Origin of the sequence: Thermanaerovibrio acidaminovorans DSM 6589 (assembly GCF_000024905.1) — a bacterium.
In the GTDB taxonomy this organism is placed as follows: Bacteria; Synergistota; Synergistia; order Synergistales; family Synergistaceae; genus Thermanaerovibrio; species Thermanaerovibrio acidaminovorans.
This window is the reverse complement of sequence record NC_013522.1, coordinates 352,799-367,504: the sequence shown is the minus strand read 5'-3', so window position 1 is coordinate 367,504 and position 14,706 is coordinate 352,799. Positions and strand designations below refer to the sequence as shown.

Sequence of the window (14,706 nt, the reverse complement as noted above, 5' to 3'; positions counted from 1 at the left end):
CTATGCCCCTCCTTTGCGACGTCTGGCCAGTATGGTCCTCTTGCCGTCCCTGCAGGATTGGGTGAGGTGCCTCCTAGCGGGGCAAGCGTAGGCGCAGCACCCGCACTCTATGCAGTTCATTCCCCCGAGGCGCTCGAACTCATCGTAATTTCGGCGTAGCACCTCTGCGTTGAGCTGATACGGAAGCAACCCCATGGGGCAGGTGGAGACGCACTTGCCACACCTTATGCAATTCTCCTCCTCCCCCAATCGGGCCAGAGCCTCCGAGAAGGCCAGGATCCCCGAGGTCCCCTTCACCACCGGAACGTTCAGGTCGCTCAGGGCCACGCCCATCATGGGTCCCCCCATGATCACCTTCAGGGGCTCCACCGAAAATCCGCCGCAGGCCTCGATGAGCTCCCGGACGGACATGCCGAGCCTCACCCCCAGGTTCTTGGGCTCCTTGATGGCATCGCCGGATACGGTGACTATCCGGTCGATGACCGGCATGCGGTTGACCACCGCATCCCATATGGCGTATGCGGTCCTCACGTTGAGGATGATGCACCCCACGTCGGCGGGGAGCCCGCCCGCGGGCACCTCCCGGCCGGTGACCGCGTAGATGAGCATCTTCTCCGCCCCCTGGGGGTACTTGGTCCTCACCGGCTGTACCGTCACGTTCTGGATGGCCAGCCGGTCCAGGTAGCCCCGCATGGCCTCGATGGCCTTGGGCTTGTTGTCCTCCAGGGCCACCACCCCCTTGACTCCCTGGGGGAAGAGTTTGAGGGCGATCTGAAGCCCCAAAAGGACCCGGTCTCCCCGCTCCCTCATGAGCCGGTCGTCGCAGGTGAGGTACGGCTCGCACTCCGCCCCGTTGATTATCACGTGGTCCACCTTCTTGTCCGGCGGGGGGGTGAGCTTGACCGCGGTTGGGAAGCACGCGCCCCCCATGCCAACGATCCCCGCCTCCCGGATGATCCGGCGTATCTCATCCGCAGGCAGGTCCTCCCAATCGGGCCTGGGGGAGATGGACGGGTCCAGCTCGTACTGGCCGTCGTTCTCCACCACAACGCAAGTGTCCATGGCCCCGGAGGCCACAAGCCTCTGGGATACCTCCTTGACGATGCCGGAGACCGACGAGTGGATGGGAGCCGAGACGTAGGCATCGTTGTCCCCTATCTTCTGCCCCACCAGCACCCGATCCCCCTTCTTGACCAGGGGCTTGCACGGGGCGCCGATGTGCTGGGCCATGGGGAAAACCAGCTCGCTTCCCGGGTCTATCCACTGCACCGGGCACTCCTCCGTGTGACCCTTGCCGTGCGGTGGATGGACCCCCTTCCTGAAAGTGGGTAACGCCATCTCCCCTACCTCCATGATATAAAAATTCGAAATCTTGGGATCTTTCGGCCATCGTTTCAGCTTCGGGTTCCCGGACAGCAGACTAAAGGATACACCCAATAGACCCCTTTGGGGTAGGGGGTAAAACAAGAGCCGGCGGCCCCATTTACGGGGCCGCCGCGCCACATCCAACTCGACGATCACACCCGGCTCAGCAATCCACCCGGAAAACGGTGTCTATCACGCTCCCGTCCCGGTACTCCACCAGCGCCACCACCCGGCTCCTGTCCTCCTCAACCTCCCGGGGAACTCCGGTCAGCCTCTCCACCTCCTCCTTCAGCTCCCTTATGTCCTTCACGCAAAGGCCCATCCGCCTGGCGGACTCCGCAAGTTCCCCACAACGGGGGTTCACGCACACTCCCCGCTCGGTCACTATGGCGTCCACCGTCTCCCCCGGGGTCACCACACATCCCACCCGCTCCCGGATCGACGGCACTCCACCCCGGAACGACGGAAGCACCACCACCGACAGCTTCGACCCCGCCGCGGTGTCGCAGTGGCCTCCAGACGCCCCACGCAACACACCATCATGGCCGGTCAGCACGTTCACGTTGAAGTCCACGTCCACCTCCAGCGCCGCAAGAACCACCACGTCCAAATGGTTCACCACGCAGCCCCGGTTCAGCGGGTTCGCGTACCACGACTGGTCTATCTCCACGTGGTTCCGGTTCCTCAACATGGATCCCGTCACCGACGCGTCGAAGCTCTGAACGTCGTACAGGACCCGGAAGAGACCCTCCTCCAGCATCTGCGCCATGTAACCCGTCACACCGCCACACCCGAAGCTGCCCCGGATACCCTTGGCGCTCATGTGCTCCCTCACGTAGCGGGCCACCGCAAGGCTCGCCCCTCCGGCTCCCACCTGAAACGACACCCCGTCCTCCATCAGTCCCGACGCCAGGATCAGCCGAAACGCGTCCCGGGCAATCTTCAGGTCCACCGGGTTGCGGGTTATCCGGGCCGCACCGGTGGCTATCTTCCGGGGATCACCAAGGCTGTCCACCACCAGCACCTGGTCCACCAGATACTGGGGTACCGACACCACACCAAGCGGATCCTCCGAAAGGTCGTCCGTCACCGCCACCACGTGACGGGCGTAGCGGGCGTCCTGCTGGGCGTAACCCAGCGACCCGCACGCGGACCTGCCCAGCATGCCGGTAAAGTTCCCCATCCGGTCGCACTTGGGGGCCCCAAGGAACGCCACGTCTATCCTTATGCTTCCCTCCTCTATCGCCCGGGCCCGGCCGCCGTGGCTGTGGATCACCACCGGAACCTCCAGCTCTCCCCGGCTTATGGCCTTACCAACCTCACCCCTAACGCCGGAGGTGTGGATCATCCTCACCACACCGCGCCGGACGAAACCCGACACCTCCTCGTGGGCGTCGGTCAGCGAGCTGGGCGCCAGCGTAAGATCCCTTATCCCAAGCCTCTCGCAGGCCTCCAGCACACGGCACAGCACCTCGTCACCGTTCCTCAGATGATGGTGGAACGACACGGTCATGCCGCTCTCCAGCCCGGACCTCCTTATGGCCTCCTCCACGTCATGGGTCACCTTGTCCCTCCGGGCCGGATAGCCCCTCATTGGGGGGCTCACCCGGGGAACCTCCTCTCCCAGGCGGCAGAACGGACCACCGTAGGGGATCACGGCACCGAAACCGGGAACCTCAAGGGGCACCGGACGTCCTATGGCGTTCTCCACAAACCTCACAGACCTTCCACCTCCCCCATCTCCCAGAGACGAAGGGTGTTCTCCGCCCGCCTAACCACCGGCGCGTCCACCATCCGGCCGTCCACGGACACAACCCCCTTGCCCTCCGCATGGGCCCTACGGGCGGCATCCACTATCCGGCGGGCCCGCTCCACCTCCGACAACTCCGGCACGAAGGCCCGGTGGATCCACTCTATCTGGCTCGGGTGGATGGCCGCCTTGCCAGTGAAGCCAAGCCCCACCACCCGGCGGGCCTCCTCGTAAAGCCCCTGGTGGTCATCCACGTCAGCCCAAACCGTGTCCAGCGCCTGAAGGCCAAGGCTCCGGGCCGCCAGCGCCACCTGGCTACGGGCCACGAAGAGCTCCCAGCCCTCCCGGGTCTTGCTCACCCCCATGTCCGCCGTCAGGTCCTGACCTCCCAGAGTCAGCGCCTCCACCCGGGGGCTACTGCGACCTATCTCAAGGGCGTTCACCACCCCGCGGGCGGTCTCCAGCATGGCGTGGATCCTCACGCTGCCCACCGGCAACCCATGCTCCTCCTCTATCCGGCCCATGAGGCGGTCCGCCAGGATCACGTCCTCCGGGGAGGAGCACTTGGGGATCCTCACCGCATGGGGCCTCAAGGGAACCACCGCCCTAAGGTCCTCCTGGAAGAACTCCGTGTCCGCCCCGTTCACCCGAACGGTGACCACCACGGACCCGAAGTCCAGCACCTTGAGCATCTCGCACACCAGGTCCCGGGCCGCGTCCTTCTCCGACAGGGCCACCGCGTCCTCCAGGTCCAGAAGCACGCTGTCCGCCCCGAAGGTGGCGCAGTGCTGCAGCATCCCCGGGCTGTTCCCCGGCACGTAAAGCATGGACCTCACGGGCCTCATCCCTCTACACCCCCAACGGCCCTGCTCAGGGCGGTCTTAAGCCGGGCCCTGAGGGTGGGAAGGATGGCCCCCTGGTCATGAATCTCCACCAGCGCACCGGTTATCCCCATCCGGCATAGCGCCTCCTCCACCAGCGCCCGGGTCCGCTCCGGATACATCCTGGCGCAGACCCCCTTGAGGCGAACCTCCACTCGGTCCGACGGGTACACGCACACCAGACAGTCCGAGGACTCCAGCGTGCCCGCTCGAGACTCCACAATCAACTCTAACACCCCCCCCAAACAAACGGCGGGGGATCCATCCCCCGCCATCATCTGGGTTCTCTACGGAGAACCCCACATCAATCCACGGGAACGTCAACCGCCTCACCCTGGTTCCTCTTGGAGCGCCAGTCGGAGATGAAGGGCCATGCAACGGAAACCGCCGCCGCAAGCAGCAGAACCAGGCATATCCAGGACCTGAAGAAGACCGCCAGGGACCCGTTGGAGAGCATTAGGGACTGCCTGAAGGAGGACTCCATGGATGCTCCGACCACCGAGGCCAGGATCAGCGGCGCTGTCGGGACCTTGAATTTCTTCATGAGGTATCCCACCAGCCCCAGTATGGTCAGCAGGTAGAAGTCCATGACGCTGAAGTTGATGGTGTAGACCCCAAGGAAGGCCAAGACCACCACGAGGGGATATAGCAACTTCGGGGGTACCGAGAGGACCCTTACGAGGGCTCCCGCCAGTGGTATGTTTATCAGCGCGCAAACCACGTTCCCCAGGAACATGCTGGCGATTATCCCCCAGGCCACATCCGGGTGCTGTTCGAAGAGCAGTGGCCCGGGTTGGAGACCCAGTATGAGGAGTGCCCCCAACATGACCGCGGTGGTCCCGGATCCGGGGACGCCCAGGGTCATCATCGGGATGAGGGCCCCTACGGAGCAGGCGTTGTTGGCCGCCTCCGGTGCAGCCAGTCCCTCTATGGCCCCCTTGCCGAACTCCTCCGGGTGCTTGGATATCTGCTTCTCGTTGTTGTAGGCCATGAGGGCCGCTATTGTTCCACCGGCTCCAGGCAAGACTCCTATGAGGAACCCTACGGGGGTCTGCCGGAGGATGGGGCCGATGCTCTTCTTCCACTGTTCCATGGTGATCCATATGCGTCCAAACTTGCTCTGGACGGGCTTCGCCACGTTATCCGCTATGTGCTCTAGGTTAACGAAGACCTCGCTTATGCCGTAGATCCCTATGATGACCACCACGAAGTCGATCCCCATCTGTAGCTCCTGGGACCCGAAGGTGAACCTGGGGACCCCGGACTGAAAGTCCAGGCCTACGGTGGATAGCATCAGTCCGAAGACCAGCGAGATCATCCCCTTGAGCAGGGCCTCCTTCGATATGGCGGCGGTGGCGGCCAAGGCGAAGATCATGAGGCAGAAGTATTCTGGGGGACCGAACCTAAGAGCGAACCTTGCCACTGGAAGGGCCACTAATACGAAAGCGATGGTTGATAAGAGCCCGCCTATGAAGGAGGCTATGGCGGATATGGCCAGGGCCGCCTCCGCCTGTCCCTTGCAGGCCATGGGGTAGCCGTCGAAAGCGGAGGCCACCGCGGCTCCGTCACCGGGGACGTTGAGGAGGATCGAGCTCCTGGAGCCGCCGAACATGGCCCCGTAGTAGATGGCGCACATGGCGATTAGGGCCGTCTCCGGCCTCATGCCGAACGTCAGGGGAAGGAGCAGAGCTATACCGGTGGAAGGGCCGAGCCCGGGGAGCATCCCTAAAACCGTTCCAAGGGCGGAGCCCGCCACCATCCAGACCAGGTTCACCGGTGTCATGGCGACAAGGAACCCTTGCGCAAGGTAGCCTAGAACTTCCATCTTCAACTCCCCTTCTGACTAAGGCAGGTTTATCTGGAATATCTTCACGAACGTAAACCAGGCACCGAAAGTGAACCCGAGGGTTATCACCCCATTAATCTTCCAGGCCTTGAGGCCGTTTATCATGGATAGCAGGGATCCAAGGAAGAGGAAGGAGGAGGGGATGAACCCTAAATCCTCAAAGATCAGTGCGTAGGTGACACACGCCGCCGAAGTTCCAGCGATCAGCTTAATGCTCGAGGCGGTGAACTTGGGCCTCTTGTAATCATCGACGCCCTTGACCGCCTTCCGGACCTCAAGGACGATCAGCAACGTCCCCAATGCGATCATAAGAAGGCCCAGACCTATGGGAAAGTAGAGCGGGGCCCAGGGGTTTCCCACCATGGCCTTGGGCAACATGAAGGCCTGGGCGGTGTACGTCGCACCGATTAGGACCGACACGACTCCTACTAAAAGGTTGGGACGCATTGTATCACTCCTTCGGGGGGTATGCCGGGACGCGGATCAGGCACTACGCCCCGGCGGAAAACGATTAAGCTCTCACGCTACTTGAGGATCCCCACCTCGGCCAGCAGCGACTTGTACTCCTCATTGGTCTTGTCCAAGAACTTTGCGAAGTCGGTGGCCCCCATGAAGGAGGGGGTCCAGCCGTTGCGAATGGTGATCTCCTTCCACTCGGAGGTGTTAACCATCTTCCTCAGCGCGTCCTCCAGGTACTTGACCGCGTAATCCGGCATGTTCTTGGGCCCGAAGATACCCCGCCAGTTGACGAACTCTGCGTTTATCCCCGCCTCCCTTAGGGTAGGGATCGTCATCAGCGGACCAGACTTCACCCTCTTGGGGGCGGTTATGGCCAGCACCCTTATGTCCCCGGACTGCATGGGCCCCACGGTCTCCGCCATTCCGGTGGAGAGGAGGTCGATGTGTCCTCCCATGAGGGCCGCCAGTCCCTCGCCTCCCTGGAAGGCTATGTACTGGATAGAGCGCAGGTCCTTTACGCCTGCGGCCTTGGCGGCGGCCAGAAACTGGATGTGGTCCATGCTACCCATGGCGGAGGTGCCACCCACTTTGACGCTCTTGGGATCCTTCTTGAGGGCCTCCATGATCTCCTTTATGTTCTTGTACTTAGAGTTCTTGGGGACCGCGAAGGCGCCGAAGTCGTTGATCAACATGGCTATGGGGGTCACGTCCTTGTATCCGAATGGTGACGCACCGGTCAGATGGATGAGAAGAAGCGGAGGAGAGTAGACCGCTATGGTATCATCTTTTCCGGCCTTCTTTTGCAGATAGGCAAGGGCAACGCCGCCGCCACCACCAGGCTTGTTCACCACAGGCATGGGGACCGGCACAATCTTCTTCTCGGTTAGGACTTTGGTGACCATCCGCATGGTGGTATCCCACCCACCGCCGGGACCCGCAGGGGCTATACATTCAAAGGGCCTTGTGGGATAGGCGGCAAGGGCCGTTCCAGCCACGGAAAGGGACGCTACGGCCAACGTCAACGCCACAAAAAGAAACCTGCGAAGAACCTTGCTCATGAATATAACCCCCTATTTAAAATGATATCAGGGATCTCAAGGCAATCACCTCAGCGCCGACTACAGTTCCCGATTTACTCCCTTCCATCACCCCCCGAGCATCTACCTAGAGGACCTGCCTCGTCCCCTGAAGCTCCTCAGGTAAGCCTCCAATCCACCCCGCACGTGTTCCCGGGTAAGTGCCTCCGCCCTGGCCTCATCTCCATCTTTTATGGCCTGAAATATCATCCGGTGCTCCCGTATCACCACCTCCCTGCGAGAAGGGTCCCCCATGGTCACCCGACGGAACCTCTCCAGGTATCCCATGTAGGTGCTGACGATCTGGATGAGCCTTGGCATGTGGCAGGCCTCAATGATCAGCTGGGAGAAGCGGTGGTTAGCCTCAAACACTTCCCTGGGGTCCGCCTGATCCCCCATGGAGGCCAGACGCTCCACCTCCATCATGGCAACCTCTATCTGGCGGATGTCCTCCCGTGTGGCCCTGCGCACCGCCTGGACCGCCGCCAGCGCCTCCAGCGCCTCCCTTAGGGTGTATATCTCTATGATGTCCTCTTCGGAGAAACCCTTGACCACCACACCCCTTCGGGGTATGTGCTCCACCAACCCCTCAGCCTCGAGCTTTCTTATGGCTTCCCGGATGGGCATCCGGCTAACGTTGAGCTTCTCGCTAAGCTCCCCCTCCACAAGCCTCTCCCCAGGCTGCATGGCCCCATCCAGTATGGCCTGCCGTAGGTTCTCGTAGACCACATCTCGTATGGGGACCATCAGGCTCGGGTCTATGGACTTCAATCCGGTCTCCAAAGACAACCCTCCTATGTATCCGGGATCCAGCATCCAAGATCCTAACATTAATCTAGCCTCTGCGCTCACCGCTGTCAACCTGAAATGGGCGAAAATTTCCCCAGACATACCATGTCATCATGAGACCCCACCTCTACTAGATTCCGAATTCACCCCTCCACCCCGCCCAGCAGGGGCACGAACCGGCACAGGTCCTGCCAGCTCTCCCTGACCTCACCCCCCTCCATCTCCAGCACTAACACCCGTTGAAGACCCCCTCCCACGTTAACCGGGGCCACCATCCGGCACCCATCCCCACCGAAGGCCCCAAATATGCCCTCCGCATCCTCCCTGGAACAACCGGCGGACACCACTATGCCGTCAAAGGGCCCCAGATCCCCCCCGAGGGCCCTGCCGTCCCCGTGGATTATGGATACCTCCATGCCCAACCCACCCAGCACCTCCCTTGACCAGTCCGCCAGATCCCGGATCCTCTCCACCCCCACCACGGAACAGCCCATCCGGGCCAACACGGCGCACTGATAGCCGCAACCGCTCCCCACCTCCAACACCCTAACCGGGGGCTCGGGGGAGAGAAGCTCCGTCATCCGACCCACCATGGTGGGCTGGGATATGGTCTGACCGAAGCCTATGGGCAACGGGTGATCCCCATAGGCGGTCCTCAACGCCCCTTGATCCCCCGCCTCACAGGGCCCCCTCAGGGAGGGTATGAACAGGTGCCTCGGCACCTCACCCAGGACCCTTAGCACCTCCCCGTCCCTCACCCCGTTCATCCGGACCACCTCCACCATCCTGCGGGCGAAGTCCCGCCACACGATCACCACCCCCTGCTTTTTTGATATATTATCCGGCAAAAGGGACAGGGGGGTGACCGGGTTGTTGGAGAAGGTTGATCTGGACAGGAAGCTGTCGAAGGAGGAGTTCAAGTCCCTGTGGCCACCGCTGAGGGAGAAGCTGGGGGAGGCCCAGCGGATGACCAAGGAGCTGGGGATACCGGTGATGATCGTCTTCGAGGGGTGGGACGGGGCAGGCAAGGGCACCCTCATGAACGAGCTGATCCAGGCGCTGGACCCCAGGGGGTTCGAGGTCCACAACGTGAAGCCTGACCAGGAGAGGCTCTGGCCCCCCATGAGGCGGTTCTTCCAGACCACGCCCCCCAGGGGAAAGATAGGGATCTACAACCGGAGCTGGTACCGGCGCATCCTAGACGGGGAGGAGTCCGACCGGGTCTTCGACGAGATAACATCCTTCGAGCGACAGCTAGCCCAGGACGGCTACTGCATAATAAAGCTCTTCCTCCACATATCGAAGAAGGAGCAGCGTAAGCGCCTCAAGGCCCTGGAGGAGAACCACGCCACCTCATGGCGGGTGACCCAGGAGGACTGGGAGAACCACCGGCGCTACGATGAGATCGCCCAGCGGGTGGAGAGGATGATCCACCGGACCGACAAGGGGCACGCCCCCTGGACCCTGGTGGAGTCCCACCAACGGGAGTACGCCACCATAAAGATAGCCCAGACGGTCCTGGAGGGGCTGGAGCGGGCGGTGAAGGAGGCCCAGGGGAGGGCCCAGTCGCCCCGGGTGGTCTCCTCCGGCCTAGGGGTGGAGAGGGCCCTGAAGACCTCCATATTCAAGTCCCTGGACATGGACCAGAGCCTCTCGGAGGAGACCTACAAGAAGGAGTTGAAGGAGTGCCAGCGGCGCCTTAGGGACGTCCAATACTCCCTGTACAAGGTCCGCCGTCCCCTGGTGATCGTCTTCGAGGGGATGGACGCGGCGGGCAAGGGGGGGTGCATAAAGAGGCTCACCCAGAACCTGGATCCCAGGGGCTACCAGGTGGTCCCCACCTCGGCCCCCAACGACTGGGAGAGGGCCCACCACTACCTGTGGCGGTTCTGGGAGTCCTTCCCGAAGGGGGGACACGTGGGCATATACGACCGGAGCTGGTACGGCCGGGTCCTGGTGGAGAGGATAGAGGGCTTCTGCTCCGAGGAGGAGTGGCGGAGGGCCTTCGGGGAGATAAACGAGATGGAGCGCCAGTGGGCGGACTTCGGGGCCATAATCGTCAAGTTCTGGCTCCACGTCACCCCCGACGAGCAGCTCAAGCGATTTAAGGAACGGCAGGAGGACCCGCTCAAGCGGTGGAAGATCACCGACGAGGACTGGCGAAACCGGGAAAAATGGGGACTCTACGAGGAGGCGGCGGAGGAGATGTTCATGAGGACCAGCACCCCCGAGGCCCCCTGGGTCCTGGTGGAGGGCAACTGCAAGCGGTTAGCCCGGGTCAAGGTGTTGAAGGAGGTCCTGAAACGGGCGGAGACGCTCCTTAACATCTGAACGCAATCCCGCTGGGGGGGGTGCCCCTCCCCAGCGTCACGTTTAAGCCCCCAGGGACATGGCCAGGTCCAGCACCCCCGCTCCGCCCATGGCGCCATAGAGCTTGGAGTCTATGACCTCCACCGGAACTGCCCCATCCACCGCCTCCCGGACCTCACCCAGCATGTACCTGGCCTGGGGCCCCAGGAGGACCACCTGGGCCCCTTCCAGCGACTCCCGCATGTCAGCGGTGGACACCGCCTCTATCTGGACTTGGAGGCCCCTTTCCTCCGCGGCCTTTTTCATCTTGGTGACCAGAAGGCTGGTGGACATCCCAGCGAAGCATACCAGAACGATCTTCACCTCTATACCCCCTTTACCAGCTCCACCATCCGCCTCAAGAGCTGGGAGTCTATGGGCTCCGTGGGGCTGTTGTCCCTCCTGACCGATCGGCCCAGGTGGACCGCCGGGACCCCACCATGGAGGATCACCCGAGGGGCGTTCTCCCCGGTGATGCCCCCGCCGGCCATGACCCTCACGGACCCCGCGGCCTCCACCATCCGCCGTAGCCTATCCAGGTTTCCCTCTATGGGCCCCGGGCCGCCGGAGGTCAACAGGTCCGTCACCCCCGCGCCGCAGGCCACCCTGGCGGCCTCCACCGGGTCCGACGCCTCGTCGATGGCCCGATGGAAGGTGAAGTCAATCCCGGGGCACCAGGTGAGGGCGGACTTGAGGGCATCCAGGTCCACTGCCCCGTCCTTGAGGAATCCCATTACCAGCCCCCGGGCCCCCACCTCCGCCATTGCCTGGGCGGACCTGCGCATCTGGTCCATCTCCCCCGGGGAGTACTGGAAGCCTCCCGGCCTTGGACGGATCATCACGTTGACCGGGATGGATACCCCCCGCACGGCGGCGGCCACCTCCGGGACCGATGGGGTGAGCCCCCCGCACGACAGGTCCAGCACGAACTCCACCCGATCCCCACCGCAGGCCTCCACCAGCTCCGCCTCCCATGGGGAGACGGCTATCACCTCAACAAACAAACTATCAGCTCCCCTCCTCGATCACCATCCTGGCCAGGTCCACCGCCCCCCTCAAGAGCTCCACCAGGGCCCGTTCCAGGTCCATAAGCCTGAAAAGCTCCTGGGCCCCCTCCCCGGCGGATAGCCCAAGGCCCCGGTGGGAGATGGGCTCATACCGCCCGAGGGCCCTCACGGCGAAGTAGCGGTCCCCCAGCACCCAGGCCCCCACCGAGGCGCTGAAGATCTCCTCCACCTCCCCCATTGCCCGGCCGAGCCCGGGCACTGGAACGCCCTTGAGGCGCAGGATCGCCGGGTGGAGATCCCGGGTCATCACCTGGGCCATGGACCTCAGACACAGGGCCACCTTGGCGAGCCACTTCTTCCTCTCCACCCCCTCCGGCGTGGGGTCCTCTATGGCCTCCAGGTAGCGGACGCAGGAGTCCGCCAGGTCCACCAGCCCATCCATGGCGGGGCCATCCACCGCCCCATCCCGGCTCTCCGCCAGCTGGGCCAGCTGGCCCAGCAACCGGTCCTCCAGGTCCGCCAGCCGGGCCAGCTCCTTCTCCAGGAGCTTGAAGGCCACCTCCGGGAACCCAACCAGGGCGTCGTCAATGTAAGCGGTCTCACCGGGGGCAAGCCCCCCGGACACCAGCCGGGCGGACAGATCCGCCAGAAGACCGGTGAGGGGTAGCATGACCACCCCGTTGACCACCGTCAGAAACCCCATGAAGACCGGTATCCCCCGCTGGGGAGGCATGGCCCCAAGACGTTGGGTGAACAGCCCCACCAAGAACACCCCCATCAGGGCACCTATGACCTTGTAGATCCCGGTGGCCACCGCAAGGCGCCGGGCGGATAGCTTCTTGCCCAGACTGGCCAGCACCACCGGGGCGAAGGAGCCCCCGTGGGCCCCCACCACCAGCCAGGCGGCCCCATCCAGCCCCAGGGCGCCGGTGGAAGCCATGGCTATCCCAAGGGCCACCACGGCGGAGCTACTCTGGAAGGCGGCGGTGGCCAAGAAGGCCAAAAGGGCAAGGGACCAGGGCCTGCCGGCCAGGTGCCCCACCAGATCCATCACACCTCCCATCTCCATCAGGGGGGATACCCCGGCCTTTATCATGTACATGCCCACCAGGACGATCCCCATGCCCCTTATGAGGGGTCCGTAGCGGGAGAGGGGGTTGCTCACCGCCCCCCACAGGGTGCCCAGCGTCACGAAACCGGGACCGAGCAACGAGACGTCCATGCTTAGGACGAAGGTCATGAGGGAGGCCCCGATGCTGGAGCCCATCATGGTGACTATGGAGGAGCCGAAGCTCAACGCCCCTATGTCCACCAGCCCCATGGCGAAGCTGGTGGCCACCGAGCTGCTCTGGGACACGAAGGACAGCAACGCCCCAAGCGACAGGGCCCCCACACTGCCAGAGGCAAAGCGGGCCATGAGGGCCCTCTCCCTCTCCCCCAGAGCCCTTCGGCTGGCCTTGGAGCTCTCCTCAACCCCGAACAGGAACAGGCAGATGCCCCCCAGGAGGGTGAGCCCCGGACCTATCAAAGCCCCCTATCCCCCATCAGGCGAAGCATGAGGGCATGCCTGAGCCCCCTGGCGCTGATGGTAACCCCTTGGGCCCCCAGCTCCCGGATGACCGCCAGGGCCGCCACGGCGCCCCCAAGGGCCACGTGGGCCCTCTTGGGGTGCATCCCCCTTATGGTCTTCCTCTCCTCACCGGTCATGGACGCGTACAGCCATAGCTGCCGCTCCACCTCCTGGACAGGGATACTGAGGCGGTGAACCCGGTCCTGGTCGTACCTTTCGAGCCCCAGCGCCACGGAGGCCAGGGTGGTGAAGGTGCCCCCAACCCCCCAGAGGTCCGGCGGCAATGGCCCCGGGAGCTTCGCCACCCCCTCTCGGACCGAGCGCCGGGCCTCTAAGAGGGCCATATCCAGCTGGTCTTTGGACGGGATCCGGGACGGGTCCAGGAACCGGTCGGTCAGGAACAGGGCCCCCACCTCAACACTCACCGCTCCCCGGATCCCATCATCCCCGAATACAAGCTCGGTGCTCCCGCCCCCCACGTCCGCCACCACCCGGGGGCCCTCCCCTCCGCAGGCCTGAAAGGACAGCTCCGCCTCCTCTTCCCCGGAGATTATTCGCACCTGGAGGCCGAACCTGTCCCGGATGGCCGCAAGGAGCTCCTCCCCGTTGGATGCCCGGCGAAAGCCCATGGTCCCCACCGCCATCACCACGTCCACCTGCATGTCCTCGCAACGTTCCAGGAAATCCCCCAGGGTCTCAAGGGCCCTCTCCATGGAGGCGTCGGAGAACCGGCCGGTGAGCGCCAGGCCATCCCCCAGGCGCACCACCTCCTGGACGTCCTGGATGAAGAGGACCCCCCCTTCTCCCCCCTGAGCCACCAGTAGCTTGAAAGAGTTGGTGCCCAGGTCCATAACCGCAGCCCTCATGCGTAAAGCCCCCCGGCGTCTCAGATTTCGTTGAGTGGTAGTATATTACAATCCCAAGCAGGTTCGGGAAGGGGGCCCAAAGTGAGAGGGATAGGACCGGGTAGCAGTATAGTCAACACCGCCAAGAGGGGGGTGCGGGAGGCCCTGGTGGCCATGGGCTTCCTTCCCCCGGAGATGGACGGCGGGGGCTGCATCCTCCACGTGTCGGACACCCCCTCATCCACCTACGGCTACCTGGTGAGGGCGGTAAGGTCCATGGGGCCCTCCGTCCTGGTTCACACCGGGGACGTGGCGGACGAGGTGAAGCTGGGCCTCTGGCCCCAGCTGATCGACGAGTACCGCCGGAAGGTGGGCAAGCTGGCGCGGCTCCTGGATGGGTGCGGATGCAGGCTCATCGTCACCTGCGGCAACCACGACGACCCGGAGGTCTTGAAGGAGGCCCTGCCCTGGGGGGAGATCTACCCCCGATGGGCCAACCTCGATGCCCGAGGGCGTTCGATATCCGCCGCCCACCGGTTCAAGGACCTGGAGCGGCTTGGGGACGTTAACCTGTTCGGCCACGATCTGGAGGTGACCACCTCCACCGAGGGGGACCGGCTAATCCTGAACGGCATCGAACGGATGAACCTGGTGGACCCGGCGGCCATGCGGGTTAGGTTCGTCCGGTATCCCCCGGGCACCGACGACGAGAGGACGCTCAAGCGCCGCAGGGGCCTTTAACCCCCTGGGGGACAGGATCAAAGGAGGG

At 63.7% G+C, this 14,706-nt stretch carries 15 protein-coding genes; 2 read left to right on the top strand and 13 right to left on the bottom strand.

The window, feature by feature from the left end; all coding sequences use genetic code 11:
- The 9 genes from rsxC to TACI_RS01665 form a co-directional block, all read right to left on the bottom strand.
- A complete protein-coding gene (rsxC, locus tag TACI_RS01705) occupies window positions 1-1,338 on the bottom strand; it encodes an electron transport complex subunit RsxC (protein ID WP_012869095.1) in 1,338 nt (445 codons plus the stop codon).
- A 190-nt stretch (window positions 1,339-1,528) separates the two neighbouring features.
- Window positions 1,529-3,085, bottom strand: a complete 1,557-nt coding sequence (citF, locus tag TACI_RS01700) for a citrate lyase subunit alpha (protein ID WP_012869094.1) — start codon at window positions 3,083-3,085, stop codon at window positions 1,529-1,531.
- A complete protein-coding gene (locus tag TACI_RS01695; RefSeq protein ID WP_012869093.1) occupies window positions 3,082-3,960 on the bottom strand; it encodes an HpcH/HpaI aldolase/citrate lyase family protein in 879 nt (292 codons plus the stop codon). The genes citF and TACI_RS01695 overlap by 4 nt, the downstream gene beginning before the upstream one ends.
- The gene (locus tag TACI_RS01690) at window positions 3,957-4,217 is read right to left on the bottom strand and encodes a citrate lyase ACP (RefSeq protein ID WP_242601169.1); all 261 of its coding nucleotides are present in this window, start codon (window positions 4,215-4,217) and stop codon (window positions 3,957-3,959) included. The genes TACI_RS01695 and TACI_RS01690 overlap by 4 nt, the downstream gene beginning before the upstream one ends.
- A gap of 83 nt (window positions 4,218-4,300) precedes the next feature.
- A complete protein-coding gene (locus TACI_RS01685; protein ID WP_012869091.1) occupies window positions 4,301-5,821 on the bottom strand; it encodes a tripartite tricarboxylate transporter permease in 1,521 nt (506 codons plus the stop codon).
- Between the two features lie 18 nt (window positions 5,822-5,839).
- The gene (locus TACI_RS01680) at window positions 5,840-6,262 is read right to left on the bottom strand and encodes a tripartite tricarboxylate transporter TctB family protein (protein WP_164925094.1); all 423 of its coding nucleotides are present in this window, start codon (window positions 6,260-6,262) and stop codon (window positions 5,840-5,842) included.
- 104 nt (window positions 6,263-6,366) lie between these two features.
- Window positions 6,367-7,359 carry a Bug family tripartite tricarboxylate transporter substrate binding protein gene (locus TACI_RS01675; protein ID WP_012869089.1) on the bottom strand — a complete coding sequence of 331 codons (993 nt, stop codon included), beginning with the start codon at window positions 7,357-7,359 and terminating at the stop codon, window positions 6,367-6,369.
- 102 nt (window positions 7,360-7,461) lie between these two features.
- Window positions 7,462-8,160 (bottom strand): GntR family transcriptional regulator, encoded by a 699-nt coding sequence (locus TACI_RS01670; RefSeq protein ID WP_012869088.1) that lies wholly within the window; start codon window positions 8,158-8,160, stop codon window positions 7,462-7,464.
- A gap of 149 nt (window positions 8,161-8,309) precedes the next feature.
- Entirely contained in the window at window positions 8,310-9,086 is a 777-nt protein-coding gene (locus TACI_RS01665) for a protein-L-isoaspartate O-methyltransferase family protein (RefSeq protein WP_242601130.1), read from the bottom strand.
- On the opposite strand from TACI_RS01665, the gene pap reads away from it, so the two are divergent.
- Window positions 9,040-10,497, top strand: a complete 1,458-nt coding sequence (gene pap / locus TACI_RS01660; RefSeq protein WP_242601129.1) for a polyphosphate:AMP phosphotransferase — start codon at window positions 9,040-9,042, stop codon at window positions 10,495-10,497. The genes TACI_RS01665 and pap overlap by 47 nt on opposite strands.
- A 42-nt stretch (window positions 10,498-10,539) precedes the next feature.
- Here the strand turns inward: pap and TACI_RS01655 are convergent, their stop codons facing one another.
- The 4 genes from TACI_RS01655 to TACI_RS01640 are packed head-to-tail and all read right to left on the bottom strand — an operon-like array spanning window position 10,540 to window position 13,958.
- Window positions 10,540-10,839 carry a PTS sugar transporter subunit IIB gene (locus TACI_RS01655; protein ID WP_012869085.1) on the bottom strand — a complete coding sequence of 100 codons (300 nt, stop codon included), beginning with the start codon at window positions 10,837-10,839 and terminating at the stop codon, window positions 10,540-10,542.
- Window positions 10,840-10,841: 2 nt separating this feature from the next.
- On the bottom strand, window positions 10,842-11,519 hold the full coding sequence (locus TACI_RS01650; RefSeq protein ID WP_012869084.1) for a copper homeostasis protein CutC: 678 nt from the start codon (window positions 11,517-11,519) through the stop codon (window positions 10,842-10,844).
- A gap of 4 nt (window positions 11,520-11,523) precedes the next feature.
- A complete protein-coding gene (locus tag TACI_RS01645) occupies window positions 11,524-13,050 on the bottom strand; it encodes a Na/Pi cotransporter family protein (RefSeq protein ID WP_012869083.1) in 1,527 nt (508 codons plus the stop codon).
- Complete coding sequence (locus TACI_RS01640; protein WP_012869082.1) at window positions 13,047-13,958, bottom strand: Ppx/GppA phosphatase family protein; 912 nt, start codon at window positions 13,956-13,958, stop codon at window positions 13,047-13,049. Before TACI_RS01640 ends, TACI_RS01645 begins: the two co-directional genes overlap by 4 nt.
- A gap of 81 nt (window positions 13,959-14,039) precedes the next feature.
- Between TACI_RS01640 and TACI_RS01635 the strand changes: the two genes are divergently transcribed.
- Complete coding sequence (locus TACI_RS01635) at window positions 14,040-14,678, top strand: metallophosphoesterase (RefSeq protein ID WP_012869081.1); 639 nt, start codon at window positions 14,040-14,042, stop codon at window positions 14,676-14,678.
- The last annotated feature ends 28 nt before the right edge of the window (window positions 14,679-14,706 follow it).

Bases quoted from the DNA above. Each gene is read 5' to 3' on its own strand.
- TACI_RS01675 (WP_012869089.1), bottom strand. From the start codon at position 7,359: ATGAGCAAGGTTCTTCGCAGGTTTCTTTTTGTGGCGTTGACGTTGGCC.
- TACI_RS01695 (WP_012869093.1), bottom strand. From the start codon at position 3,960: ATGAGGCCCGTGAGGTCCATGCTTTACGTGCCGGGGAACAGCCCGGGG.
- TACI_RS01685 (WP_012869091.1), bottom strand. From the start codon at position 5,821: ATGGAAGTTCTAGGCTACCTTGCGCAAGGGTTCCTTGTCGCCATGACA.
- rsxC (WP_012869095.1), bottom strand. From the start codon at position 1,338: ATGGCGTTACCCACTTTCAGGAAGGGGGTCCATCCACCGCACGGCAAG.
- TACI_RS01640 (WP_012869082.1), bottom strand. From the start codon at position 13,958: ATGAGGGCTGCGGTTATGGACCTGGGCACCAACTCTTTCAAGCTACTG.